Here is a 22,201-nt window from a genome sequence, read left to right on the forward strand (position 1 = left end):
CACGAGTTATGTGAGTCGGAGGTTTTTTCGTATGACCACTTCTTTGCAACCTGCTTACGCATTGGTTCCAGGCGCAAACCTGGAGGCTTATGTGCACACGGTGAACAGCATTCCATTGCTGACACCCGAGCAGGAGCGTGAACTGGCCGAGAGTCTCTACTATGAGCAGGATCTTGAGGCGGCTCGGCAGATGGTGCTCGCCCACCTGCGTTTTGTCGTACATATCGCCCGCAGCTATTCCGGCTACGGGCTGGCCCAGGCCGACCTGATCCAGGAAGGCAACGTTGGCCTGATGAAAGCCGTGAAGCGCTTCAACCCTGAAATGGGTGTGCGCCTGGTGTCCTTTGCCGTGCACTGGATCAAGGCGGAAATTCACGAGTTCATCCTGCGTAACTGGCGGATTGTGAAGGTTGCTACCACCAAGGCGCAGCGCAAGCTGTTCTTCAACCTGCGCAGCCAGAAGAAGCGTCTGGCCTGGCTGAACAACGAAGAAGTTCACCGCGTGGCGGAAAGCCTGGGCGTGGAGCCTCGTGAAGTGCGGGAAATGGAAAGCCGGCTGACCGGCCAGGACATGGCGTTCGATCCGGCTGCGGAAGCGGACGACGACAGCGCCTTCCAGTCGCCAGCCAATTACCTGGAAGACCACCGCTACGACCCGGCGCTGCAACTTGAGGATGCCGACTGGAGCGACAACTCCACCAGCAACCTGCACGAAGCCCTGGAGGTGCTGGACGAACGCAGCCGTGACATCCTCTACCAGCGCTGGCTGGCCGAAGAGAAAGCCACGCTGCACGACCTGGCGCAGAAGTACAACGTTTCGGCCGAGCGGATTCGCCAGCTGGAAAAAAGCGCGATGAACAAGCTGAAACTGTCCATCGCCGCCTAAGCGCTAGAGCCTCATGCAAAACGCCCCGAGTTGATCGGGGCGTTTTTGTTTGTGCAGCTGCTGCCGGAGCCGGCTTTTTATTGCGCCCAGGGCGCAGGCCGGGTTTCGTCCAAGCGCCTCAGGTAGTCGGCCCCACCCAGCTGGCTCATCTGCCGCCGTACCCAGCCCGCCCGCTGCATCACATAAGTGCTGGGCCGCGCCGCGCTCCATACCCGCGGGTTGGGCAGTACGGCGGCCAGCAGGCTGGCCTGCTGGCGCGACAGGTTGGCCGCGCTGACGCCGAAGTGATGACGGGCAGCTGCCTCGGCGCCGAACACGCCTTCATCCCACTCGGCGCTGTTGAGGTAGACCTCCAGAATCCGCTGCTTGGACCAGAACACTTCGATCAAGGCGGTGAACCAGGCTTCCAGGCCCTTGCGCAGATAGCTTCGACCGGACCACAGGAACAGGTTCTTCGATACTTGCTGGCTTAGGGTACTGGCGCCGCGGATGGAGCCGCCGCGCTCGTTGTGGACCAGTGCCGCCTGGATCGCGTCGATATCGAACCCCCAGTGCTCGGGGAATTTCTGGTCTTCGCTGGCAATCACCGCCACCTTGAGGTTGTCGGAAATTTCATCCCAGGGTTTCCAGGTGCGTTGCAGGTCGATGGGGTCGTTGTCGACCCAGGATTCGATCTTGCGCTCTACCATCAGGGCGGTGCCCGGCGGCGGTATGAAGCGCAACAGCAGCACCAGCAGGACGCTGCCGACCACGAACCACATCAAGGCTTTTACAAGACGACGAAACAGATAACGCAGCATAGAGATGGCTTGGCCGAACCCGTTGAGCGCGCCATTATACAGACCCTTTGTGCTGAATCTGACTGGAGTTCCTCATGTTGCGTGGCTTCCTGATGCTGGCCGCCTTCTTCGGTTTCACCGGGGTTGCCCTTGGCGCCTTTGCCGCCCACGGTCTTAAAAACCGCCTGAGCACGGACTACCTGGCTATTTTTCATACAGGTGTGACCTATCAACTGGTGCATGCCCTGGCTTTGTTCGGCGTCGCCTTGCTGGCGGCCCATATTCCCGGGCGGCTGGTGACCTGGGCCGGCGCGGCCTTCACCCTGGGCATCCTGCTGTTCTCCGGTAGCCTGTACCTGCTGACCCTGACGGGCACCAGCAAGCTGGGGATCATCACCCCCTTCGGCGGCGTGGCCTTCCTGGTCGGCTGGTTCCTGCTGGGGCTTGCCGCCTGGCGCCTGCAAGTTGCCGGCTGACGCTTGTAGCTGACCTTTAGGTCATGATCGGGCTAGAATGCTGGCCCCTAAAAATGATGGCGGCCTTGGCATGCGCATTCAGTTGAACGGTGAATCCTTTGAACTGCCCGACGGCTCGACCGTTGCGGCCCTGCTGAGCCATCTGGAACTGACCGGGCGGCGGATCGCGGTGGAACTCAACCTGGATATCGTTCCGCGCAGCCAGCACGCCGAAACTGCCCTCAATGAAGGCGACCAGGTGGAAGTGGTCCACGCCATCGGCGGCGGCTAGTCACCGGCTTCAACAGCGCTGCTGTCCATCTGCGCAGTGCCCTGGCCCGGCTCCGGGCCCTCTCATGGACGACATGCTTTCACCGGCCCCGGATCGAGGGTCACCAGCGCCCCGGGCCTGATAAAGAATTCTGCAAGAACCTCACCCCAACAGAGGATTTCCGATGAGCAACGTTCGTAGTGACAAGCCTTTCGTCCTGGCCGGTCGGACGTACCAGTCGCGTTTGCTGGTAGGCACCGGCAAGTACCGCGACATGGAAGAAACCCGCCTGGCCATCGAGGCCTCGGGTGCCGAGATCGTGACCGTTGCCGTGCGCCGGACCAATATCGGCCAGAACCCGGGCGAACCGAACCTGCTGGATATCCTGCCGCCGGATCGCTACACCATCCTGCCCAACACCGCCGGCTGTTACGACGCGGTCGAGGCCGTGCGCACCTGCCGCCTGGCCCGTGAGCTGCTCGATGGCCACAACCTGGTGAAGCTGGAAGTCCTGGCCGACCAGAAGACCCTGTTCCCCAACGTGCTGGAAACCCTCAAGGCCGCCGAAGTGCTGGTCAAGGAAGGTTTCGACGTGATGGTCTACACCAGCGACGACCCGATCATCGCCCGCCAGCTGGCGGAAATGGGCTGCATCGCGGTCATGCCGCTGGCCGGCCTGATCGGCACCGGCCTGGGCATCTGCAACCCCTACAACCTGCAGATCATCCTTGAAGAAGCCAAGGTCCCGGTACTGGTGGATGCCGGTGTCGGTACCGCTTCCGACGCCACCATCGCCATGGAGCTGGGGTGTGAGGCGGTGCTGATGAACTCGGCCATCGCCCACGCGCAGCAGCCGGTGATGATGGCCGAAGCCATGAAACACGCAATTGTCGCGGGCCGCCTGGCGTACCTCGCCGGTCGCATGCCGAAGAAACTCTATGCCAGCGCCTCTTCGCCGCTGGATGGTCTGATCAAGTAAGAGCCATTGATGACTGAATCAAACGACACGCCAATCCAGCCGGAAGCCGGCGACGAGCGCCAACACCGCCGCATCAAGAGTTTCGTGATGCGCGCCGGGCGCATGACCGAGGGCCAGCAGCGCGGCCTGGACCAGGGCGCGCCGCTGTACGTGCTGCCCCTGGCCGACGCCCCGGTGGATTACGACCAGGTGTTCGGCCGTTCGGCGCCACGCTCCCTGGAAATCGGCTTCGGCATGGGCCACTCGCTGCTGGAAATGGCCGCAGCGGCCCCGGAGCAGGACTTCATCGGTGTGGAAGTTCACCGTCCGGGTGTGGGCGCGCTGCTCAATGGCGTGCTGACCCAGGGCCTGACCAACCTGCGGGTCTACGATTGCGACGCCATCGAGGTGCTCAACCGCTGCATCGCCGACAACAGCCTGGACCGGCTGATGCTGTTCTTCCCCGATCCGTGGCACAAGAGCCGGCACCACAAGCGCCGTATCGTCCAGGCCTCCTTCGCCGAGCTGGTGCGCAGCAAGCTCAAGGTGGGCGGCATTCTGCACATGGCCACCGACTGGGAGCCCTATGCCGAATACATGCTGGAAGTGATGAACGTTGCCCCGGGTTATCGCAACCTGGCCGAAGACGGTAAGTGCGTGCCGCGCCCGGCCGAGCGCCCGATCACCAAGTTCGAGCGTCGCGGCGAGCGCCTGGGCCACGGCGTGTGGGATTTGAAGTTCGAAAAAATCGACTGAGCCCCGCGCAGCCGCTGTTGTAGGCGCTGGTTTGCTAGCGAAGGTGCCTATAAGGACGCCTTCGCCAGCAAGCTGGCTCCTACAAGGCTTGGATGAAATCGACCGGCACCTGCTCGGTCAGCCACACCCCATTCTCCGCCTGATAGAACCTGAAGCCCTGGGCCTGCATGGCCTGGGCGTCGATCTGCAGGATCACCACCTTGCCGTAACGCTGGCCCACGGCCCGGGCGGTGTCGATCTCCTGGGACAGGTGCACGTGATGGCGTGAACCCGGGATCAGCCCCTTTTCGTTGATCGAATCCATGAAGCGCATGGCGGTGCCGTGGAAGAGCACGGCGGGCGGTTGCTTTGCCTCAAGCTGCAATTGCACGGCCTTGCTGGAATGCCCCTGAACGGCACGAATCCGCTGGCTGTCAGCCGAGAGGGCGAAGCGTTTCTTGTCGTTGCCTTCGACCACCTGCTCGATCAGTTCCCGGCTCAGTTGCCGGCCGTCCTTGGCCGCGCCGCTGATCAGTGCGTCGATATCGCCCCAGCCTTCGCTGTCCAGTTCCAGGCCGATGGCCTGGGGCTCGTGGCGCAGCACGTAGCTGAGGAACTTGCTGGTGTCCTCGATGATTTTTTTGCTCATGTTCTTCCTTGATCACGGGGGGCGGCCGTTGGATTGTGTTCGCTGGCAAGCCGGCGCCTACGGCTTGGTGTAGGAGCCGGCTTGCCGGCGACGGGGCCCTGCGAATTAGCGACGATCAGCGACCACGCCAATCAGCACCAGCACCACCAGCAGCACTGGCGCCAGGCTGTAGTTGTTGAATTGGCTCAGGCCGCGGACGATCCACGGCGTGGCATAGATCAGCGCCAGGCCGCTGCCGACCATGCACAGCAGGGCCATCAGCGGCACCCGCAGGGCGCCGGCGATGCCGCCCAGGCGCTGTTCGACCCAGCCCTTGATGTCCGCGCCGAACAGCACCAGCAGGCAGCCCACCAGTGCCAGGGCGATCTCCGAGAGGTTGCTGCGACTCCAGCGGGATACGGTGGCGAGCAGGTCGAGTACCAGATCCATGTGATTTCCTTAGATCAGAAAGTATTGCAGCAGGTCATTGAGGAAGAGTTGCCCGCGGGCCGTGGCCGCCAGGCGTGACGGTTCGACCTGCAACAAGCCGCTTTGTTCGGCCTGGCGCCGACCTTCGGCCAGGCTGCCCAGGTCCAGGCCGGTACGCTCGGCGAACAGCGCAGCGTCCACGCCATCGGTGAGGCGCAGGGCGTTCATCAGGAACTCGAACGGCAGCTCTTCGTTGCCCAGGGCCTTCTCGCCCGCCTTGAACTGCTTGGCCGGGTTCAGGTAGTCCTTGGGCAGGCGGGTCTTCCAGGTGCGCAGGATGCGCCCGTCGGGGTGGCTGAGTTTGCCGTGGGCACCGGCGCCGATCCCGATGAAGTCGCCAAAGCTCCAGTAGTTCAGGTTGTGCCGCGCCGCGCGCCCGGGCTGGGCGTAGGCCGAGACTTCGTACTGGGCATAGCCGTGTTCGGCCAGCAGGGCCTGTCCGGCTTCCTGGATGTCCCACAGGGTGTCGTCTTCCGGCAGTACCGGTGGCTGGTTCCAGAACACCGTGTTGGGCTCCAGGGTCAGCTGGTACCAGGACAGGTGTGTCGGCTTCATCGCAATGGCCTGGCGCAGGTCGCCCAGGGCATCCTCCAGGGACTGGTCCGGCAGGCCGTGCATCAGGTCCAGGTTGAAATTGTCGAACCCGGCCTGGCGCGCCATGCCTGCGGCACGCACCGCTTCATCACCGTTGTGGATGCGGCCCAGGGCCTTGAGCTTCTGCTCCTGGAAGCTCTGGATGCCGATGGACAGGCGGTTGATCCCCAGGGCGCGGTAGGCGGTGAATTTTTCCTGCTCGAAGGTGCCGGGATTGGCTTCCAGGGTGATTTCGATGTCGCCAGCGAAGGGAATGCGCTGTTCCACGCCCTTGAGCAGGCGGCCCAGGGCCTGGGCGCTGAACAGGCTGGGGGTGCCGCCGCCGAAGAAGATTGAGCTCAGCTCGCGACCGTGCACGGCGTGCAGGTCCTGGTCGAGGTCGGCCAGCAGCGCGTCGACGTACTCCTCTTCCGGCAGCGTCGGGCTGGCCGCGTGGGAGTTGAAGTCGCAGTAGGGGCATTTGCGTACACACCACGGGATGTGGATGTACAGCGCCAGGGGCGGCAACTGGGGCAGCGCCGCCCGGGGCGTTGGCGCGCCGCCGAGAATCAGCGGCGACGCGGAGGGCTCGTGGCTCATTTCAGGCCCAGGCGTTGCCGCAGAATGGCCATGGCGCGGGCGCGGTGGCTGAGCTGGTTTTTCTCCTCGGGGCCCAGTTCGGCGCTGGAGCAGTTGCGTTCCGGCACCCAGAACAGTGGGTCGTAGCCGAAGCCGTGCTCGCCGCTGGCGGCGGTAAGGATGCGCCCGTGCCACAGGCCTTCGCAGAGGATCGGCAGCGGATCGTCGGCGTGCCGTACCAGTGCCAGGACGCAGACGAACTGCGCACCACGCTCGGCTTGCGGGACATCCTTGAGGGCTTCGAGCAGCTTGGCGTTGTTCGCCGCGTCGCCCTGGCCGTCGGCGTAGCGGGCCGAGTAGATGCCCGGCGCGCCACCGAGGAAGTCCACTGCCAGGCCGGAGTCGTCGGCCAGTGCCGGCAAGCCGGAAATGCGTGCGGCATTACGCGCCTTGAGGATGGCGTTTTCGACGAACGACAGGCCGGTTTCTTCTGGCTCGACGCTGCTGAATTCGCCGATCGAGCGCAATTGCACCGAAGCGCCGAGCATGGCCTGGAGTTCTTTGAGTTTGCCGGCGTTATGGCTGGCCAGTACGAGTTGCGTAAGGTTCATTATTCGCCCGGGAATAGCTCTTGGTTGAAGCTGAAGCTGTTGGTGTCACCGCCCGTTTGCACGGTGATGCTGAAGGTGCGGGTTTCCTGCTGTTCCACCGGGAACTGGGCGATGTAGTAGATCGCGCCCTGTTCGCTGATCTGGCGGAATTGCAGCGGGATGCTCTTGCTGGTCAGGTCCTTGACCGTGCCGCTGACCTGGCCGACCAGCGGCTTGCCGTCCTTGATCAGGGAAACGTTGATCACGCCCTGGTTCTTGCTGCGGACCAGTTCCGCTGCCCTGGCGATATCAGGCTGCAGGTAGGTGGAGTTGAAGGTGTTGTAGTGCACGGTGATGTCACCGAACACTTCCTGGCGTTCGCCCTTGATCGGGTCCGCCGCCAGGGCGCTGATGCTCAGGCAGGCAGCCAGTAGAAATGTCACCAGACGTCCCATGATGGTTCTCCTCGATGCAACGTGGTTTATACCGCGACCTTGTGATCTTGCAGGCCGGGACTGCTGACGCGGTAGATGCCGATCTCTCCTAAGAGATTAGGCCATAGCTTACTGGCCCACCCGTGGCGGTGTTGTTGATCGACGGCAAGGCGGTTGATTACCCGGGCTTGTCGTTCGCGGCACAGTTCTTCGAAGTCCTCGAAGGTGCAGAAGTGGATGTTCGGCGTGTTGTACCAGGTGTACGGGAGGAACTCCGAGACCGGCATCCGCCCCTTGCTGGCCAGGTACCAGCGGCAGCGCCAGTGACCGAAGTTGGGGAAGGTGATGATGCACTGGCGGCCGACCCGAAGCATTTCGTCGAGGATCTTGTCCGGGTAGTGCACGGCTTGCAGGGCCTGGGTCATGACCACGATGTCGAAGCTGTTGCTGGCAAAGTTGCCCAGGCCCTTGTCCAGGTCCTGCTCGATCACGTTGATGCCCTTGGCCACGCACTCGGCGATGTTGTCCGGGTCGTTTTCCAGGCCATAGCCGGTGACCTGCTTGTGCTCCTGCAGCCAGCTCAGCAGCTCGCCGTTACCGCAGCCCAGGTCGAGGACGCGGCTGCCGGCGGGGATCCATTCCTGGATGATTTCCAGATCGGCTCTCATCGTGTCCTCACAAGGTAATGCGGTTCATGTAGTGGCTGAACGCCTGCAGGTAGCGCGGGATCGGGATCAGGAAGGCGTCATGCCCCTGCGGTGCGTCGATCTCCAGGTAGCAGACGTCTTTGCGCGCGGCCATCAATGCATCCACCAGTTCCCGGGAGCGGGCCGGGGAGAAGCGCCAGTCCGTGGTGAAGGACATCACGCAGAACTTGGCGGTGGCATGGGCGAAGGTCTTGGCCAGGTCGTCGTCGCAGTTGGCCGCCGGGTCGAAGTAGTCCAGGGCCTTGGTCATCAGCAGGTAGGTGTTGGCGTCGAACCGCCCGGAGAACTCCTCGCCCTGGTAGCGCAGGTAGCTTTCCACCTGGAACTCGACGCTGTGGAAGTCGTAGTTGAGCTTCTCGCTCTTGAGGCCGCGGCCGAATTTCTCGCCCATGGAGTCGTCGGACAGGTAGGTGATGTGCCCCACCATGCGCGCCAGCATCAGCCCGCGCTTGGGGATCACCCCCTGTTCCTGGAACGAGCCGCCGTGGAATTCCGGGTCGGTGAGGATCGCCTGGCGCGCCACTTCGTTGAAGGCGATGTTCTGCGCCGAGAGCTTGGGCGCCGAGGCGATGGCCAGGCAGTGCCGTACACGGTCCGGGTAGGTGATGGTCCATTGCAGGGCCTGCATGCCGCCGAGGCTGCCGCCGATCACCGCTGCCCACTGGTCGATGCCCAGGCGGTCTGCCAGGCGCGCCTGGCTGTGTACCCAGTCTTCCACGGTAAGCACCGGGAAATCGGCGCCGAACGGCTTGCCGGTGTCCGGGTTGAGGCTGCTGGGGCCGGTGGAGCCGTTGCAGCCGCCGAGGTTGTTGAGGCTGACCACGAAGAACTTGTTGGTGTCGATCGGCTTGCCCGGGCCGATGCAGCTGTCCCACCAACCGGGCTTGCGGTCGTCGACGCTGTGGTAGCCGGCGGCGTGGTGATGGCCGGACAGGGCGTGGCAGATCAGCACCGCGTTGCTGGCGCTGGCGTTGAGCTGACCGTAGGTTTCGTAGATCAGGTCGTAGGCCGGCAGCGCGCGCCCGCAGGCCAGGGCCAGGGGTTCGCTGAAGTGCGCTATTTGTGGCGTGACCAGACCAACAGAATCGGGGGGAAAGGCAGTTGGCATCGACCCTGCTCTCATTTAAATGAGGCGTAAGTCTAAAGACCGCTGCCCCCAGCGGCAAGCAAAGCCCGGGGCTGTGTTTCGTTGCGGGAAATGACGTGGGAGGTTCGCTGGCAAGCCAGCTCCTGAAGTGAACATGGGGCGCAGGAGCCGGCTTGCCGGCGAATCAGGCGGGGCGAGCCAGCCCCGGCAGGTCCGGCAGCTTCTTCGGCGCTTGCAGGCGCACCCGTTTCTGCCGGTTGAGCTCGCCGCTGACCAGGCTGACGTTGCTCTTGGGAATGCCAAAGGCCTTGGCCAGGAACGCCATCAGGTGCGCATTGGCCTTGCCTTCCACCGGTGGCGCGGTGAGGCGGATCTTCAACCGCTCGCCGTGCAGGCCAGCGAACTCGTCGCTGCTGGCCTTGGGTTGCAGGTGGCAATCGAGGATCAGATCGTCACCGTCCCAGCGGAAATAACTCATGCAGGCCGCCCGGGTCAGATCAGCAGGCGCAGGATGTCCGGCATCATGGTCATGGCCGCCAGGTTGTTGATCACCAGCATGTCCAGCAGCTTGAGCACCATGAATGCCAGGATCGGCGAGATATCCAGGCCACCCATGCTCGGCAGGATGCGACGGAACGGAGCCAGGGCGGGTTCGCAGATCTGGTTCACCAGTTCGGCGCCGGGGTTGTGGCTGCCAGGGGCGACCCAGGACAGGATCACGCTGATGATCAGGGCGAAGAAGAAGATCTTCAGGAACAGCGCGGTCACGCCGATGATCGACCAGATCAGCAGTTGCAGCGGGTTGCCGGTGGTGCCGTAGGTCAGCAGCAGGGTCAGGGCCATCAGTGCCAGTTGCACCAGGATCGCCAGCAGCAGCGAGGACATGTCCAGGCCGCCGATGCTCGGGATGACCCGGCGCATCGGCTTGAGCAGCGGCTGGGTGGCCCGCACGATGAACTGGCACAGCGGGTTGTAGAAGTTGGCGCGCACCAGTTGCAGGACGAAACGCATCAGCACGATCAGCAGGTACAGGCTGCCCAGGGTTTGCAGCACATACACCGCAGCGGTGTTCAATCCAATCATCATTGGCTCCTTATTGGCCCAGTTGTTCGGCCATTTCGGCCGAGCGGTGCGCAGCGGCACCCAATGCTTTTTCCACCAGGGCTTCAAAGCCACCGGCCTGGAACGACTTGATGGCCGCTTCCGTGGTGCCTGCCGGTGAAGTCACGCGGCGGCGCAGCTCGGCGGCGTCAACGTCACTGGAGACCGCCATGTGGGCAGCGCCCAGGGCGGTCTGCAGAGTCAGCTGGGCGGCGGTTTCCCGGGGCAGGCCGAGCTTCTCGCCAGCGGCGGTCATGGCTTCGATCAGCAGGAAGAAATACGCCGGGCCACTGCCGGAGACGGCAGTCACTGCGTCCAGTTGCTGCTCCTGGTCCAGCCACAGGGCGATGCCCACGGCGCACAGCAGTTCTTCGGCCTGCTGGCGTTGCTGGGCACTGACTTCGGCGGTGGCGTACAGGCCGCTGACACCTTGGCGCAGCAGTGCCGGAGTGTTGGGCATGCAGCGTACGATGGGCTGGGCGCCGAGCCAGTTATTCATGCTCGAACAGGTGATACCAGCGGCGATGGACACCACCAGCTGCTGCGGCTTAAGGCTCGGGCGCAGGGCTTGGCACACGGCTTTCATGGCCTGGGGCTTGACCGCCAGGACGATCACGTCGACGCCTTCGATGGCCTCGGCGTTATCGGCAAACACCTGAATGCCATGTTCGGCCGCCACTTTCGCGCGGGTCTGCTCGCCCGGGTCGCTGGCGCGGATCTGCGAGGCCTCCAGGCCCTTGGCCCGCAGGCCGCCGATGAGACTGGCCGCCATGTTGCCGGCACCGATAAAAGCGATACGAGTCGTGTTCATGACAGGTCCTTACAAGAGGTCGGGGTCAGTCGCATCAGGACTGACTGTAGTCGCGGGCACCAAACAGCGCGGTACCGATCCGCACCCAGGTGGCGCCTTGGGCAATGGCCGCTTCGAGGTCGTGGCTCATGCCCATGGAAAGGGTATCCAGGGGCAGCTTGAGGCTGGCCCGCAGGTCGTTGTTCAGGCGTTGTACCGCGGCGAAGGCGGCATTCTGGGCAGCGCGGTCCTCGGTGGGCTCGGGAATCGCCATCAAACCCCGCAGTTGCAGGCGTGGCAAGGCGCCGATGGCGCTGGCCAGGGCCGGCAGGTCGGCCGGGGCGCAGCCGGACTTGCTGGCTTCGCCACTGACGTTCACCTGGATGCAGATGTTCAGTGGCGGCAACTCGGCCGGGCGTTGTTCGGACAGGCGTTGGGCGATTTTCAAGCGATCCACGGAGTGCACCCAGTCAAAATGCTCGGCAATGGCACGAGTCTTGTTCGACTGAATGGGGCCGATGAAGTGCCAACTCAAGGGCAGGTCGGCCAGTTCCTGCTGTTTGCCCAGGGCTTCTTGCAGGTAGTTCTCGCCGAAGTCCCGCAGGCCGGCGGCATGGGCGTCGCGCAGGGCGGCGGCGGGTTTGGTCTTGCTCACGGCCAGCAGCTGGACGCTGGCTGGGTCGCGCTGTACGGCCTGGCAGGCGCTGCGGATGCGCTCGGCTACCTGGGCAATGTTGTCTGCTATCGTGGACATTCGATTTCGTCTCAAAAGTACCGGCGGCCCTGGCCACCGGCTGCCGCGTGAATCCACCAGACCTCGATTCTCCGCCGGCCCGAGCCACGCTCAAGGGCCGCGTCGGGCATCGTCCTTGGCCTGGCCATTGAATCTGCCGGGCGCGGGCGGGTCTGAAGCTCGCGGCATTCTACTGGAATTGGGGGGCACTATGGACATCACCGAACTCTTGCGCTTGAGCGCTTCCCGGGGCGCTTCGGACCTGCATCTGTCCGCCGGGCTGGCGCCGATGTTGCGCATCGATGGCGATATTCGTCCGCTGCCGGGCCCGGCCCTGGAAGGGCCTCAGGTGCTGGCGCTGATCCATGAACTGATGAGCGAAGCGCAGCGCCAGGCGTTCGCCGCCTGCAATGACCTGGATTTCGCCCATGAACTGCCGGGCGTGGCGCGGTTTCGGGTCAATGCCTTCCGGCACGCCCGGGGCGCCGGTGCGGTGCTGCGCCTGATTCCTGCGCGGGTACAGAGCCTGGAAGAGCTGGGGCTGGGGGAAGTGTTTCGGCAGATTACCGAGACGCCCCGGGGGCTGGTGCTGGTGACCGGGCCCACCGGCAGCGGCAAGTCCACCACACTGGCGGCGATGATCGACCACCTGAACCAGCACCGCCAGCAGCACATCCTGACCATCGAAGACCCTATCGAATTCGTGCATCCGCAGAAGAACTGCCTGGTGCACCAGCGCGAAGTGCAGCGCGATACCCAGGGCTTCGCCACGGCCTTGCGCGCCGCGCTGCGGGAAGATCCCGACGTGATCCTGCTGGGCGAACTGCGGGACCTGGAAACCATCCGCCTGGCCCTGACCGCCGCGGAAACCGGGCACCTGGTACTGGCCACTCTGCACACCTCGTCGGCTGCCAAGACCATCGACCGGCTGGTGGACGTGTTTCCGGGGGAGGAAAAGGCCCTGGTGCGCTCGATGCTGGCCGAGTCGTTGCAAGCAGTGATCGCGCAGGTGCTGGTGAAGAAGATGGGCGGTGGCCGGGTAGCGGCGCATGAGATCATGCTGGGCAGCCCGGCGATCCGTAACCTGATCCGCGAGGACAAGGTGGCGCAGATGTATTCGGCAATCCAGACGGGCGGGGCCCAGGGCATGCGCACCCTGGACATGAGCCTCAAGGCATTGCTCGGGCAGGGGCTGATCAGCCGCGATCAGGCCCGGGAGCAGGCGCGGATGCCGGAGAGTTTTTGACGGGGCTGGAAATGCACTCGCCGGCAAGCCGGCTCCTACAGGTGGGTGTAGGAGCCGGCTTGCCGGCGAAGCGGGGTATCAGCGTTGCACGACCCGCAGGGGCGCGTGCTCCTTGGGCAGGACCCGCTTGGCAACCACGTAATGGCTCTGCCAATAGGGCTTCTTCAGGGTGTCGATGGTCACTGCCTTGCCGCGCCGCGGGGCGTGGATGAAGCGGTCTTCGCCCAGGTAGATGGCAACGTGGTTGACCTTGCGGCTCTTGATGTTGAAGAACAATAGGTCGCCCGGCTTCAGGTCCTTGCGTTCGACCTTCTGCCCGTGGCCGCTGGCCATGGCGTTGGAGGTGCGTGGCAGGTCCACGGCGGCGACGTCGTTGAAGGCGTAGCGCACCAGGCCGCTGCAGTCGAAGCCTTTGCTTGGGCTGCTGCCGCCCCAACGATAGGGCGTACCGAGGACATTGACCGCACGGCTCAGAACCGTGGTGCTCGGCCGGCCGGCGTTGTTGGCCACCAGTTTGCTGTCGGCCTTGCTCAGGCGAGTGGGGTGCTTGATCGAGGTCTTGTTCTTGGCGGTGACCGTCGAAACGTGAGGTTTCGGGGTGTAGCCATTAACGTTGGGAAGTCGTTGCTCACGGTTGGTGGCGTGGGCGGCCAGTGGCATTAATAGGCAAATGGTTAGCCATGTCTTGAAAAATGGACGCATTAGGCAAGGCTCTTATTTGGTTAGCGCGCAACTTTATAACAGCTTTCAGGTCACTTCCGAGTCCGTTTGTCGATTCAACCTTGGGGTCAACTTCGGCAAAGAGGTGGCAACTTGACGCAGAAAACCGCCAGAAGTCAGGCAGTACAAGGCTTTGACGGAGTAGAAGGTAACATTGCCTACACGTCGAATGCCTGTAAAAAAGTCACAAAGTTTTTAAGAATATTTATCTATCACCTGCAAAGAGGCACTTAATGAACACCTATCGTCAGGATGCATCCACCCATGACACCCACAGCAAGGTGATCGGTTACCTGTTGTGGATTTTCGGTTTTACCGGGGCCCATCGCTTCTATTACGGCAAGCCGGTGACCGGGACTATCTGGTTCTTCACCTTCGGTCTGCTGGGTATCGGTTGGCTGATCGACTTGTTCCTCATCCCGTCCATGGACCGGGAAGCGGACCTTCGCTTTACCGCAGGTCCGGTGGAATACAGCGTGGCCTGGATTCTGCTCACTTTCCTCGGAGTCTTCGGCGTGCACCGCATGTACCAGGGCAAATGGCTGAGCGGGGTGATCTACCTGTTCACCGGCGGCCTGTTCTTTATCGGGGTGCTGTACGACTTCTGGACCCTGAACGATCAGGTATCGCTGGAAAACGCCAAGCGCCGTTGATCCCGTCATCGGCGCAGGCGGTGATGGCGCAGCCTGTAGCCACTGCCGCAGGGCGCCGCCAGGAGCGGCGGCTCCTTCGGAGCCGTTCGCAGCCTGCGGCAGCGGCTAGAGGGTATTTGCCAGGCGGTCAGCCCTGATAGCTGATATGCCCGTCCACCAGGGTGTAGCGCACCGCGCCCGGCAGGCTATGGCCGAGGAACGGGCAGTTTTCGCCCTTGGACAGCCAGCGCTCGCCGGCCACGGTGGAACTGGCCGGGTCGAACAGCACCAGATCCGCCGCGCCGCCGGCTGCCAGCTTGCCTGCCGGCAGGCGCAAGGCCGCGGCGGGGCCGGCACTCAGGCGTGCCAGCAGGGTCGGCAGGTCCAGCAGGCCGTCCTGCACCAGGGTCAGGGCCAGGGGCAGCAACAGCTCGACGCTGCTGATGCCCGGCTCGGTGGCGCCGAACGGCGCCAGCTTGGCGTCCCGCTCATGGGGCTGGTGATGGCTGGAAATGGCTTGCACCACCCCGGACTTCACCGCTTCGCGCAGGGCATCGCGGTCGGCCCGCGAGCGCAGCGGCGGCTGCACGTGGTACAGGCTGGAGAAGTCGATCAGCGCCTCGTCGGTCAGGATCAGCTGGTACAGCGCCACATCGGCGGTGACCGGCAGGCCACGGGCCTGGGCCTGGGCGATCAGTTCCACGCCGCGGGCGCTGGTCAGTTGGCTGAAGTGGGCGCGCACGCCGCTCTGTTCCACCAGCAGCAGGTCCCGGGCCAGGGCCACGGTCTCCGCGCTTTCCGGGATACCCGGCAGGCCGAGGAAGCTGGCGGTGGCGCCTTCGTGGGCCAGGCCGCCTTCGGCCAGGTCACGGTCCTGGGAATGGAAGATCACCGTCAGGTCGAAGGTCGCGGCATATTCCAGGGCGCGGCACAGGGTACGGGTGCTGCGGAAACCTTCCAGGCCGTTGCCGAAGGCCACGCAACCGGCGTCACGCAACGCGATCAGCTCCGCAAGCTGCTCGCCTTCCAGGCCCTTGCTCAAGGCGCCAATGGGGAACACCTTGCTGTTGCCGGCCTCGCGGGCGCGGTCGAGGATCAGCTCGGCCACCGCCGAGGTATCCAGGACCGGCTTGGTGCGCGGCGGGCAGCACAGGCTGGTGACGCCACCGGCGGCGGCGGCACGGGTTTCGCTGGCAATGCTGCCCTTGCGGCTGTAGCCCGGCTCGCGCAGGGCGACGCTCAGGTCCACCAGGCCGGGTGCGGCCACCAGGCCCTTGGCGTCGATGGTGGTGACGGCATTGAAACCATGGGGGGCGGCGCCGATGGCGACGATCTTGCCGGCTTCCAGGTGCAGATCGGTGGTTTGATCCAGGCCGCTGCTTGGATCGATGACGCGGGCGCCGAGAATGCTGAGCTTCACTGGGCGTTCTCCTGCTCGAATTGTCGCTGGGCGGTCTGCCCGCTCATGGCCATGGACAGTACCGCCATGCGCACTGCAATGCCGTAGGTCACCTGATTGAGGATCACCGAGTGCGGACCGTCGGCCACCGCCGATTCGATCTCCACGCCACGGTTGATCGGGCCCGGGTGCATGACGATGGCGTCGGGCTTGGCCCCGGCCAGGCGCGCGGTGGTCAGGCCGAACAGGCGGTAGAACTCGCCTTCGCTGGGCAGCAGGCCGCCCTGCATGCGTTCACGCTGCAGGCGCAGCATGATCACCACGTCCACGTCCTTCAGGCCTTCGGTCATGTCGGTGTAGACCTTGACCCCGTACTGCTCGATGCCGATGGGCAGCAGGGTTTTCGGCGCGATCACGCGGATGTCCGGGCAGCCGAGGGTTTTGAGCGCCAGCATGTTCGAACGCGCCACCCGCGAGTGCAGGATGTCGCCGACGATGGCCACCGAGAGGTTCTCGAAGCCGCCCTTGTGCCGGCGAATGGTCAGCATGTCGAGCATGCCCTGGGTCGGGTGGGCGTGACGGCCGTCGCCGCCGTTGATGATCGCCACTTGCGGGCACACGTGTTCGGCGATGAAGTGCGCGGCGCCGGAGTCGCCGTGGCGCACCACGAACATGTCGGCGGCCATGGCTTCCAGGTTGCGCAGGGTGTCCAGCAGGGTTTCACCCTTGCTCGCCGAAGAGGTCGAGACATTCAGGGTGATCACGTCCGCGGACAGCCGCTGGGCCGCCAATTCGAAGGTGGTGCGGGTACGGGTGGAGTTTTCGAAGAACACGTTGCACACGGTCTTGCCGCGCAGCAGCGGGACTTTTTTCACCGCCCGGGCGCCGACTTCGAGAAACGAGTCGGCGGTGTCGAGGATTTCTGTCAGCAGCTCGCGGTTCAGACCGTCGAGGGACAGGAAATGGCGCAGCTGGCCCTGATCGTTGAGCTGCAGCGGGCGCTTGGCGTCTAGAGGCGTCATCGCAATGGACTCTTAAAAGGGCGAGTTAGAGGGCGAGGTCTTGGAGCTCGAGTTGAAGCGGCGCAGGACCGGACAATTTTACCCGCTCGTGGGCGGCCAGCGACAGGGTTGCGCCCACCACATTCGGACGGATCGGCAGTTCGGCGGCGTTCAGGTCCAGCAGGCAGACCAGGGTCACGCTGGCCGGCCGGCCGTAGTCGAACAGTTCGTTGAGGGCGGCGCGAATGGTCCGGCCGCTCATCAGCACGTCGTCGATCAGCACCAGGTGCTGGCCTTCGATCTCGAACGGCAGCTCCGAAGGGCGCACCTGCGGGTGCAGGCCGTTCTGGCTGAAGTCGTCGCGGTAGAAGGACACGTCCAGGGTACCCAGGGGCGAATCGCTGCCCAGGGCTTCCAGCAGGGCCTGGGCCACCCAGACGCCACCGGTACGGATACCGATGAAGCGCGGCTCGCTGATGGCGCGCTGGGCCAGGTGGGCGTTGAGATCAGTGGCCATCTGGCTGATCAGGGCGGCGGGATTGGGCAGGCTCATGGTGGCTCCTTCGTGGGCTCGCGCCTGTTGCCGGGCAGCAGGGCGCGGGAACTTACGGCTGGTGTTGGGCCAGGAGGCGCGCAGCCCTGGGGCCGCGCATCTTCAGGATGTGGTCTCAGGTGTTCAACAGGCTGGCGTTTTCATCGAGCCAGCCCTGCAGCAGCAGGGCCGCGGCGATGGCGTCCACCGGGTTGTCGCGGTAGCTGCCTTTCTGACCGCCCCGGGCCAGGCGTTCGCCCTTGGCCTCGAAGGTGGTCAGGCGTTCGTCGTGGGTATAGAAGGGCACATTGAAGCGGCCGTTCAGGCGCCTGGCGAACTTTTCGGCGCGCACGCACATGTCGCTGGGGCTGCCGTCCATGTTCAGCGGCAGGCCCACCACCACGGCATCGGGTTTCCATTCCTTGATCAGGGCTTCGACCTGGTTCCAGTCCGGCACCCCGTTCTGCGCCTTGAGGGTGCACAGCTCCCGGGCCTGGCCGGTGATGGCCTGGCCCACGGCAACGCCGATCTGCTTGGTGCCATAGTCGAAGCCGAGGATCAGTCGCAGGGCCATCAGGCGTGGCCCGCCTGGCTGGTGAGCAGGCTGAGGTTGACCCCCAGGTGCCGGGCCGCGGCTTCCAGGCGCAGTTCGCTGCTGGTGTTGAACAGGATGTCGGCGTCGAAGGGGCAGGTCAGCCAGGCGTTGTCCGCCAGTTCGGCTTCCAGCTGCCCGGCTTCCCAGCCGGCATAGCCCAGGGCGATCAGGCTCTTGGCCGGGCCCACGCCGTCGGCGATGGCGAACAGCACGTCCTGGGAGGTGGACAGGGACAACCCCTCAAGTTCCACCGTGGCCTGGTAGACCGGGCCGTTGGGGTGCAGGACGAAGCCGCGATCGGTCTGCACCGGGCCGCCGCTGAAAATGGGCACGTGCTGGCACAGCAGGGACGGCTCTTGGTCAGGTCGCAATTGTTCGAGGATATCGGCCAGGTTCAGGTCCTGGGGACGGTTGATCACCAGGCCCATGGCGCCACTGGCGTTGTGCTCGACGATGTAGGTCAAGGTCTGCGCAAAGTTCGGGTCGGCCATATGGGGCATGGCGATCAGGAAATGATGCTTGAGATAGCTTGGGCTGACGTTTTTCATGAGCGCTAGTGTGGCGGTGGCGGGCCCGGCTGACAAGCTGGCGATGTACGGCCATGGCGCTGTCGCGCGGACGGTTGCCGGCCGATCAGTTGCTGGAAAGCTTGTCGCCCCGGGCGAAGCGCCAGGTGCGGATGATTTCCAGGCGGTCGATGTCCGACAGGTCACCGGTAAAGGGGGCGAACGGCGCCGCCAGGCGCACGATGCGCTGGGCCGCCTGGTCCAGCAGCGGTTGCCCGGAGGACTCCAGCACCAGCACTTCATATAGCGAGCCGTCACGGTTGATCGAGACCATCAACCGCAAATTGCCGTAGATCTGTTTGCGCCGGGCTTCCTCGGGGTAGTTGAGGTTGCCGATGCGCTCGACCTTCTTGCGCCATTCGTCCTTATACCAGGCGCCCTTGTCGCGCATGGTGGAGGCGGCGCTGAGGCGGTGGATGCGCGGGCGTTTGGCATACAACTGCTGTTCATTGGCCAGTTCGGCTTCCAGGCTGGAAATCTCGCTGGACAGCTGCGAGCTGTCGAACGTCGGGGTGGGGGCCTTGGGCGTCGGGTCTTTCTTGACCTCTTCACGCTGGGTCACGGTCTTTTTCGGCTTGGGCGCGGTGGTGGCCACGGCGGCCTTGGGGGCGGTGTCCTTGACCTCGGGCTTGACCGAGGGCGGCGGCGTGACCTTCTTCACCGAGTTGTCCTGGAACGGTGCGACTTCGGTGGTTTTCGGAATGGCCTTCTTGTCCAGGGTACCGCTGCCTTGCTGGTTGTCCTGGGCGAGGAAGTCGGCCTTCTTCGGCTTGGTCTCGCTCTTGAAGGTGGCCAGGGTGATTTCCAGGGTCTTGCTGATGGCCTTGGGCTCGGCGAAGGAAAAGCCCAGGCCGAGAATCAGTGCCAGGTGCAGGAGCGCCGCGAGGAACAGGGTAAAACCCAGGCGATCGGCCGCGCGCACGCCGCCATGGGCTAGCTCGGGGGGCAGATCGGACGGGAGGCTCATCGGCGGTTCGACATCACAGGAGGCATCACACAACCAACATCACGGTTTCACAGGCGGCGCATGATAACGCAATGTTGGTTTGTGCTTGGTTGTTCTACATCACTTGGCCTTGAGCTTCTGATCGATGGCATCCATCAGCATCGCGCCGATGTTGGTGCCGAAGGCGTTGTCGATTTCACGGATGCAGGTCGGGCTGGTGACGTTGATTTCCGTCAGGTGTTCGCCGATCACGTCGAGGCCGACGAACAGCAAGCCCTTGGCCCGCAGGGTCGGGCCGACCTGGGCGGCGATCCAGCGGTCCTTGTCGCTCAGCGGGCGGGCTTCGCCACGACCGCCGGCCGCCAGGTTGCCGCGGGTTTCACCGGCGGCGGGGATGCGCGCCAGGCAGTAGTCCACCGGTTCGCCGTCGATCATCAGGATGCGCTTGTCACCGTCCTTGATCGCCGGCAGGTAGGCCTGGGCCATGATCTGCTGGCTGCCGAGCACGGTCAGGGTTTCCAGGATCACCGACAGGTTCGGATCGCCAGCGCGGTGGCGGAAGATAGAGGTGCCGCCCATGCCATCCAGGGGCTTGAGGATCACATCGCCATGCTGGGCCGCGAACTCGCGCAGCACGTCGGCGCGGCGGCTGACCACGGTGGGCGGGGTGCACTGGGGGAACAGCGTGGCAAACAGCTTTTCGTTGCAGTCGCGCAGGCTCTGGGGCTTGTTGACCACCAGCACGCCAGCGCTTTCGGCCTGTTCCAGCAGGTAGGTGGAGTAGACGAACTCCATGTCGAAGGGCGGGTCCTTGCGCATCAGGATCACATCCAGATCGCTCAGCGGGCAGTCGATCTCGGCGTCCAGCTCGAACCACTTCTGCGGGTTGGCGAACACCTGCAGCGGGCGCATGCGGGCCCGGGCCACGCCGTCGCCCTGGTACAGGTCGCGCTGCTCCATATAGAAGAGGGTCCAGCCGCGCTCCTGGGCGGCCAGCAGCATCGCCAGCGAGCTGTCCTTCTTGTAGGAGATGCTGGCGATAGGGTCCATGACAATCCCGACGCGAACGCTCATGGGTGGATTCCTTTAAGAAAATGAGTGGGAGCGAGGCAAAAAAAGTGGCGTCAGAGTGGCGCTGACAGGGGCCTGGGTCAAGGAAAAACCACTGCCTGGCGTGGTCCATAGATTGCAGGGGGGAGAGTGTGCTAAAAAGGCTCGCAGGCCGGGCCCAAGCCTTGAAGTTCAAGGGTTTCACCCATTGCCCGGCGGTACCGGACCAAATCATTCGCTGGGGCGATGGCAGAGCAGATATGGAACAGCATTCCAACGCCTTGAAGGTGATGGTGATCGACGATTCGAAGACGATTCGCCGCACGGCCGAAATGCTGCTGAAAAACGTCGGTTGCGAGGTCATCACCGCAGTGGACGGCTTCGAAGCCCTGTCCAAGATCGTCGACCATCACCCCGGCATCATCTTCGTCGACATCATGATGCCGCGGCTCGACGGCTATCAGACCTGTGCGCTGGTGAAGAACAACAGCGCGTTCAAGTCCATCCCGGTGATCATGCTGTCTTCCAAGGATGGCCTGTTCGACAAGGCCAAGGGGCGCATCGTCGGCTCCGACCAGTTTTTGACCAAACCCTTCAGCAAGGAAGAACTGCTGAGCGCGATCAAGGCCCATGTCCCGGACTTTGTCGCGCTTGCGCCACAGTAGACACGCACAGCGACGCCCGGCCAGCAGGCCGCGCGCCTATACCGTATGGGGAAGACCATGGCTCGTATTCTGATCGTCGATGACTCGCCGACTGAAATGTACAAACTCACCGGCATGCTGGAAAAGCACGGCCATGAAGTGCTCAAGGCCGAGAACGGTGCCGACGGCGTGGCCCTGGCCCGGGAAGAAAAGCCCGACGCGGTGCTGATGGACATCGTCATGCCCGGCCTCAACGGTTTCCAGGCGACCCGGCAGTTGACCAAGGATGCCGAGACCAGCCATATCCCGGTGATCATCATCACCACCAAGGATCAGGAAACCGACAAGGTCTGGGGCACCCGCCAGGGCGCCAAGGATTACCTGACCAAACCGGTGGACGAAGAGACCCTGATCAAGACCCTGAACAACGTCCTGGCCGGCTGACAGCCGCGCCATGAGCCAATCCCAGACCGCCTTCGAGCTGCTGCTGGAGATCGACCAGCGCTGCCGCTTGCTGGCCGCCGACCTGCCGTCCCAGGAAACCCGCCAGCACAGCTGGAGCGGCATTGGCTTTCGCCTGGGCGAGCATTGGTACGTGGCCGCCATGGGCGAGATCAGCGAAGTCCTGCACGAGCCGCGCTACACCCTGCTGCCCGGGGTCAAGCCCTGGGTCAAGGGCGTCGCCAACCTGCGCGGGCGGCTGCTGCCGATCATGGACCTGTGCGGTTTCTTCGGCCATGAGCTGTCGCCCCTGCGCAAGCAGCGGCGGGTGCTGGTGGTGGAGTACAAGGAGCTGTTCGCCGGCCTGCTGGTGGACGAGGTGGCCGGGCTGCAGCACTTTGCCCAGGACAGCCTGGAGCCCGGCATCACCGACTTTGCCGACGCCGCGGTCAACCCCTACCTGCAGGGCCAGTTCCGCCGCGAACAGGTCTGGCAGGTCTTCAGCCCCTTCGCCCTGGCCCGTTCGCCGGGGTTCCTGGAGGTGGCGGCATGAAGGGCGCCCCGACGCCTGGGCAACCCGCTGGCCGTGCCACGGGGAGCGCGTGTTTCCCTGGATCAACCCATGCTGCCCCGG

The 22,201-nt window shown here is 64.1% G+C and carries 30 protein-coding genes; 10 read left to right on the plus strand and 20 right to left on the minus strand.

The genetic code is table 11. The features are described from left to right. The first annotated feature begins 31 nt into the window (after nt 1-31). A complete protein-coding gene (gene rpoH, locus KCG88_RS18780; protein ID WP_011064028.1) occupies nt 32-886 on the plus strand; it encodes an RNA polymerase sigma factor RpoH in 855 nt (284 codons plus the stop codon). Nucleotides 887-963: 77 nt separating this feature from the next. Here the strand turns inward: rpoH and mtgA are convergent, their stop codons facing one another. Continuing rightward, nucleotides 964-1,686, minus strand: coding sequence for a monofunctional biosynthetic peptidoglycan transglycosylase (gene mtgA / locus KCG88_RS18785; protein ID WP_047338055.1), 723 nt, complete (start codon nt 1,684-1,686; stop codon nt 964-966). Nucleotides 1,687-1,760: 74 nt separating this feature from the next. Between mtgA and KCG88_RS18790 the strand changes: the two genes are divergently transcribed. From KCG88_RS18790 to trmB, 4 genes are all read left to right on the plus strand, one after another. Continuing rightward, complete coding sequence (locus tag KCG88_RS18790; RefSeq protein ID WP_011064026.1) at nt 1,761-2,141, plus strand: DUF423 domain-containing protein; 381 nt, start codon at nt 1,761-1,763, stop codon at nt 2,139-2,141. Nucleotides 2,142-2,211: 70 nt separating this feature from the next. Continuing rightward, nucleotides 2,212-2,412, plus strand: coding sequence for a sulfur carrier protein ThiS (gene thiS, locus KCG88_RS18795; RefSeq protein ID WP_011064025.1), 201 nt, complete (start codon nt 2,212-2,214; stop codon nt 2,410-2,412). Between the two features lie 163 nt (nt 2,413-2,575). Next, on the plus strand, nt 2,576-3,370 hold the full coding sequence (locus tag KCG88_RS18800) for a thiazole synthase (protein WP_011064024.1): 795 nt from the start codon (nt 2,576-2,578) through the stop codon (nt 3,368-3,370). 9 nt (nt 3,371-3,379) lie between these two features. Further along, the gene (gene trmB / locus KCG88_RS18805) at nt 3,380-4,105 is read left to right on the plus strand and encodes a tRNA (guanosine(46)-N7)-methyltransferase TrmB (RefSeq protein WP_016967620.1); all 726 of its coding nucleotides are present in this window, start codon (nt 3,380-3,382) and stop codon (nt 4,103-4,105) included. A gap of 79 nt (nt 4,106-4,184) precedes the next feature. Here trmB and KCG88_RS18810 read toward each other — a convergent pair whose 3' ends face one another. From KCG88_RS18810 to KCG88_RS18860, 11 genes are all read right to left on the minus strand, one after another. Continuing rightward, nucleotides 4,185-4,733, minus strand: coding sequence for an RNA 2'-phosphotransferase (locus tag KCG88_RS18810; protein ID WP_210712872.1), 549 nt, complete (start codon nt 4,731-4,733; stop codon nt 4,185-4,187). A 105-nt stretch (nt 4,734-4,838) separates the two neighbouring features. After that, on the minus strand, nt 4,839-5,162 hold the full coding sequence (locus KCG88_RS18815) for a DUF3392 domain-containing protein (protein WP_011064021.1): 324 nt from the start codon (nt 5,160-5,162) through the stop codon (nt 4,839-4,841). A 9-nt stretch (nt 5,163-5,171) separates the two neighbouring features. Next, a complete protein-coding gene (gene hemW / locus KCG88_RS18820; protein WP_246882739.1) occupies nt 5,172-6,374 on the minus strand; it encodes a radical SAM family heme chaperone HemW in 1,203 nt (400 codons plus the stop codon). Then, the gene (gene rdgB / locus KCG88_RS18825; RefSeq protein WP_026020234.1) at nt 6,371-6,967 is read right to left on the minus strand and encodes an RdgB/HAM1 family non-canonical purine NTP pyrophosphatase; all 597 of its coding nucleotides are present in this window, start codon (nt 6,965-6,967) and stop codon (nt 6,371-6,373) included. The genes hemW and rdgB overlap by 4 nt, the downstream gene beginning before the upstream one ends. Beyond that, a complete protein-coding gene (locus KCG88_RS18830) occupies nt 6,964-7,398 on the minus strand; it encodes a DUF4426 domain-containing protein (protein WP_047289744.1) in 435 nt (144 codons plus the stop codon). Before KCG88_RS18830 ends, rdgB begins: the two co-directional genes overlap by 4 nt. Before the next feature lie 26 nt (nt 7,399-7,424). After that, nucleotides 7,425-8,045, minus strand: a complete 621-nt coding sequence (metW, locus tag KCG88_RS18835) for a methionine biosynthesis protein MetW (RefSeq protein ID WP_011064017.1) — start codon at nt 8,043-8,045, stop codon at nt 7,425-7,427. A gap of 7 nt (nt 8,046-8,052) precedes the next feature. Then, the gene (locus KCG88_RS18840) at nt 8,053-9,192 is read right to left on the minus strand and encodes a homoserine O-acetyltransferase (RefSeq protein WP_047338052.1); all 1,140 of its coding nucleotides are present in this window, start codon (nt 9,190-9,192) and stop codon (nt 8,053-8,055) included. A gap of 163 nt (nt 9,193-9,355) precedes the next feature. After that, nucleotides 9,356-9,649, minus strand: a complete 294-nt coding sequence (locus KCG88_RS18845; RefSeq protein ID WP_047289741.1) for a DUF167 domain-containing protein — start codon at nt 9,647-9,649, stop codon at nt 9,356-9,358. Nucleotides 9,650-9,663: 14 nt separating this feature from the next. After that, on the minus strand, nt 9,664-10,254 hold the full coding sequence (locus tag KCG88_RS18850) for a YggT family protein (protein WP_011064014.1): 591 nt from the start codon (nt 10,252-10,254) through the stop codon (nt 9,664-9,666). Between the two features lie 10 nt (nt 10,255-10,264). Beyond that, nucleotides 10,265-11,083, minus strand: a complete 819-nt coding sequence (proC, locus tag KCG88_RS18855) for a pyrroline-5-carboxylate reductase (RefSeq protein WP_047289739.1) — start codon at nt 11,081-11,083, stop codon at nt 10,265-10,267. 34 nt (nt 11,084-11,117) lie between these two features. After that, entirely contained in the window at nt 11,118-11,816 is a 699-nt protein-coding gene (locus KCG88_RS18860; protein ID WP_047289737.1) for a YggS family pyridoxal phosphate-dependent enzyme, read from the minus strand. Between the two features lie 190 nt (nt 11,817-12,006). Here KCG88_RS18860 and KCG88_RS18865 point away from each other — a divergent pair, with 190 nt between their 5' ends. Continuing rightward, nucleotides 12,007-13,041, plus strand: a complete 1,035-nt coding sequence (locus KCG88_RS18865; protein ID WP_047338051.1) for a type IV pilus twitching motility protein PilT — start codon at nt 12,007-12,009, stop codon at nt 13,039-13,041. 78 nt (nt 13,042-13,119) lie between these two features. On the opposite strand, the gene KCG88_RS18870 is transcribed toward KCG88_RS18865, so the two are convergent. Then, nucleotides 13,120-13,743, minus strand: coding sequence for a C40 family peptidase (locus tag KCG88_RS18870; RefSeq protein WP_047289730.1), 624 nt, complete (start codon nt 13,741-13,743; stop codon nt 13,120-13,122). Between the two features lie 251 nt (nt 13,744-13,994). Here KCG88_RS18870 and KCG88_RS18875 point away from each other — a divergent pair, with 251 nt between their 5' ends. Continuing rightward, nucleotides 13,995-14,414: a TM2 domain-containing protein gene (locus KCG88_RS18875; protein ID WP_047289728.1), complete on the plus strand. Its 420-nt coding sequence runs from the start codon at nt 13,995-13,997 to the stop codon at nt 14,412-14,414. Between the two features lie 127 nt (nt 14,415-14,541). On the opposite strand, the gene KCG88_RS18880 is transcribed toward KCG88_RS18875, so the two are convergent. The 7 genes from KCG88_RS18880 to gshB all read right to left on the minus strand — a co-directional run bounded on the left by KCG88_RS18880 (nt 14,542) and on the right by gshB (nt 20,506). Next, nucleotides 14,542-15,813: a dihydroorotase gene (locus KCG88_RS18880; RefSeq protein ID WP_047289726.1), complete on the minus strand. Its 1,272-nt coding sequence runs from the start codon at nt 15,811-15,813 to the stop codon at nt 14,542-14,544. Beyond that, nucleotides 15,810-16,814 carry an aspartate carbamoyltransferase catalytic subunit gene (locus KCG88_RS18885; RefSeq protein WP_011064007.1) on the minus strand — a complete coding sequence of 335 codons (1,005 nt, stop codon included), beginning with the start codon at nt 16,812-16,814 and terminating at the stop codon, nt 15,810-15,812. Before KCG88_RS18885 ends, KCG88_RS18880 begins: the two co-directional genes overlap by 4 nt. Before the next feature lie 25 nt (nt 16,815-16,839). Further along, nucleotides 16,840-17,346 carry a bifunctional pyr operon transcriptional regulator/uracil phosphoribosyltransferase PyrR gene (gene pyrR, locus KCG88_RS18890; RefSeq protein WP_047289724.1) on the minus strand — a complete coding sequence of 169 codons (507 nt, stop codon included), beginning with the start codon at nt 17,344-17,346 and terminating at the stop codon, nt 16,840-16,842. A 115-nt stretch (nt 17,347-17,461) separates the two neighbouring features. Then, a complete protein-coding gene (gene ruvX, locus KCG88_RS18895; protein ID WP_047289722.1) occupies nt 17,462-17,899 on the minus strand; it encodes a Holliday junction resolvase RuvX in 438 nt (145 codons plus the stop codon). After that, complete coding sequence (locus tag KCG88_RS18900; RefSeq protein WP_041120245.1) at nt 17,899-18,468, minus strand: YqgE/AlgH family protein; 570 nt, start codon at nt 18,466-18,468, stop codon at nt 17,899-17,901. The genes ruvX and KCG88_RS18900 overlap by 1 nt, the downstream gene beginning before the upstream one ends. Before the next feature lie 85 nt (nt 18,469-18,553). Next, the gene (locus tag KCG88_RS18905) at nt 18,554-19,453 is read right to left on the minus strand and encodes an energy transducer TonB (RefSeq protein ID WP_210712873.1); all 900 of its coding nucleotides are present in this window, start codon (nt 19,451-19,453) and stop codon (nt 18,554-18,556) included. 99 nt (nt 19,454-19,552) lie between these two features. After that, a complete protein-coding gene (gene gshB / locus KCG88_RS18910) occupies nt 19,553-20,506 on the minus strand; it encodes a glutathione synthase (RefSeq protein ID WP_015637364.1) in 954 nt (317 codons plus the stop codon). A 236-nt stretch (nt 20,507-20,742) separates the two neighbouring features. Here gshB and pilG point away from each other — a divergent pair, with 236 nt between their 5' ends. The 3 genes from pilG to KCG88_RS18925 are packed head-to-tail and all read left to right on the plus strand — an operon-like array spanning nt 20,743 to nt 22,120. Next, nucleotides 20,743-21,147, plus strand: a complete 405-nt coding sequence (gene pilG, locus KCG88_RS18915) for a twitching motility response regulator PilG (protein WP_011064001.1) — start codon at nt 20,743-20,745, stop codon at nt 21,145-21,147. A gap of 57 nt (nt 21,148-21,204) precedes the next feature. Then, nucleotides 21,205-21,570, plus strand: a complete 366-nt coding sequence (gene pilH / locus KCG88_RS18920) for a twitching motility response regulator PilH (RefSeq protein WP_011064000.1) — start codon at nt 21,205-21,207, stop codon at nt 21,568-21,570. A gap of 10 nt (nt 21,571-21,580) precedes the next feature. Beyond that, nucleotides 21,581-22,120, plus strand: a complete 540-nt coding sequence (locus KCG88_RS18925) for a chemotaxis protein CheW (protein WP_047289718.1) — start codon at nt 21,581-21,583, stop codon at nt 22,118-22,120. Nucleotides 22,121-22,201: the final 81 nt, after the last annotated feature.

The organism is Pseudomonas sp. MWU349 (assembly GCF_017947325.1).
In the GTDB taxonomy this organism is placed as follows: Bacteria; Pseudomonadota; Gammaproteobacteria; order Pseudomonadales; family Pseudomonadaceae; genus Aquipseudomonas; species Aquipseudomonas protegens.

What these genes read in the sequence shown, in the direction of transcription:
- mtgA (WP_047338055.1), bottom strand. Translation starts at nt 1,686, where the DNA reads ATGCTGCGTTATCTGTTTCGTCGTCTTGTAAAAGCCTTGATGTGGTTC.
- KCG88_RS18875 (WP_047289728.1), top strand. Translation starts at nt 13,995, where the DNA reads ATGAACACCTATCGTCAGGATGCATCCACCCATGACACCCACAGCAAG.
- KCG88_RS18810 (WP_210712872.1), bottom strand. Translation starts at nt 4,733, where the DNA reads ATGAGCAAAAAAATCATCGAGGACACCAGCAAGTTCCTCAGCTACGTG.
- KCG88_RS18845 (WP_047289741.1), bottom strand. Translation starts at nt 9,649, where the DNA reads ATGAGTTATTTCCGCTGGGACGGTGACGATCTGATCCTCGATTGCCAC.
- pilG (WP_011064001.1), top strand. Translation starts at nt 20,743, where the DNA reads ATGGAACAGCATTCCAACGCCTTGAAGGTGATGGTGATCGACGATTCG.
- KCG88_RS18885 (WP_011064007.1), bottom strand. Translation starts at nt 16,814, where the DNA reads ATGACGCCTCTAGACGCCAAGCGCCCGCTGCAGCTCAACGATCAGGGC.
- KCG88_RS18815 (WP_011064021.1), bottom strand. Translation starts at nt 5,162, where the DNA reads ATGGATCTGGTACTCGACCTGCTCGCCACCGTATCCCGCTGGAGTCGC.
- KCG88_RS18870 (WP_047289730.1), bottom strand. Translation starts at nt 13,743, where the DNA reads ATGCGTCCATTTTTCAAGACATGGCTAACCATTTGCCTATTAATGCCA.
- thiS (WP_011064025.1), top strand. Translation starts at nt 2,212, where the DNA reads ATGCGCATTCAGTTGAACGGTGAATCCTTTGAACTGCCCGACGGCTCG.
- KCG88_RS18790 (WP_011064026.1), top strand. Translation starts at nt 1,761, where the DNA reads ATGTTGCGTGGCTTCCTGATGCTGGCCGCCTTCTTCGGTTTCACCGGG.
- pyrR (WP_047289724.1), bottom strand. Translation starts at nt 17,346, where the DNA reads ATGAGCCTGCCCAATCCCGCCGCCCTGATCAGCCAGATGGCCACTGAT.
- KCG88_RS18830 (WP_047289744.1), bottom strand. Translation starts at nt 7,398, where the DNA reads ATGGGACGTCTGGTGACATTTCTACTGGCTGCCTGCCTGAGCATCAGC.
- rpoH (WP_011064028.1), top strand. Translation starts at nt 32, where the DNA reads ATGACCACTTCTTTGCAACCTGCTTACGCATTGGTTCCAGGCGCAAAC.
- KCG88_RS18925 (WP_047289718.1), top strand. Translation starts at nt 21,581, where the DNA reads ATGAGCCAATCCCAGACCGCCTTCGAGCTGCTGCTGGAGATCGACCAG.
- KCG88_RS18860 (WP_047289737.1), bottom strand. Translation starts at nt 11,816, where the DNA reads ATGTCCACGATAGCAGACAACATTGCCCAGGTAGCCGAGCGCATCCGC.
- hemW (WP_246882739.1), bottom strand. Translation starts at nt 6,374, where the DNA reads ATGAGCCACGAGCCCTCCGCGTCGCCGCTGATTCTCGGCGGCGCGCCA.
- KCG88_RS18800 (WP_011064024.1), top strand. Translation starts at nt 2,576, where the DNA reads ATGAGCAACGTTCGTAGTGACAAGCCTTTCGTCCTGGCCGGTCGGACG.
- metW (WP_011064017.1), bottom strand. Translation starts at nt 8,045, where the DNA reads ATGAGAGCCGATCTGGAAATCATCCAGGAATGGATCCCCGCCGGCAGC.
- KCG88_RS18865 (WP_047338051.1), top strand. Translation starts at nt 12,007, where the DNA reads ATGGACATCACCGAACTCTTGCGCTTGAGCGCTTCCCGGGGCGCTTCG.
- proC (WP_047289739.1), bottom strand. Translation starts at nt 11,083, where the DNA reads ATGAACACGACTCGTATCGCTTTTATCGGTGCCGGCAACATGGCGGCC.
- KCG88_RS18850 (WP_011064014.1), bottom strand. Translation starts at nt 10,254, where the DNA reads ATGATTGGATTGAACACCGCTGCGGTGTATGTGCTGCAAACCCTGGGC.
- trmB (WP_016967620.1), top strand. Translation starts at nt 3,380, where the DNA reads ATGACTGAATCAAACGACACGCCAATCCAGCCGGAAGCCGGCGACGAG.
- pilH (WP_011064000.1), top strand. Translation starts at nt 21,205, where the DNA reads ATGGCTCGTATTCTGATCGTCGATGACTCGCCGACTGAAATGTACAAA.
- gshB (WP_015637364.1), bottom strand. Translation starts at nt 20,506, where the DNA reads ATGAGCGTTCGCGTCGGGATTGTCATGGACCCTATCGCCAGCATCTCC.
- KCG88_RS18905 (WP_210712873.1), bottom strand. Translation starts at nt 19,453, where the DNA reads ATGAGCCTCCCGTCCGATCTGCCCCCCGAGCTAGCCCATGGCGGCGTG.
- KCG88_RS18900 (WP_041120245.1), bottom strand. Translation starts at nt 18,468, where the DNA reads ATGAAAAACGTCAGCCCAAGCTATCTCAAGCATCATTTCCTGATCGCC.
- KCG88_RS18840 (WP_047338052.1), bottom strand. Translation starts at nt 9,192, where the DNA reads ATGCCAACTGCCTTTCCCCCCGATTCTGTTGGTCTGGTCACGCCACAA.
- ruvX (WP_047289722.1), bottom strand. Translation starts at nt 17,899, where the DNA reads ATGGCCCTGCGACTGATCCTCGGCTTCGACTATGGCACCAAGCAGATC.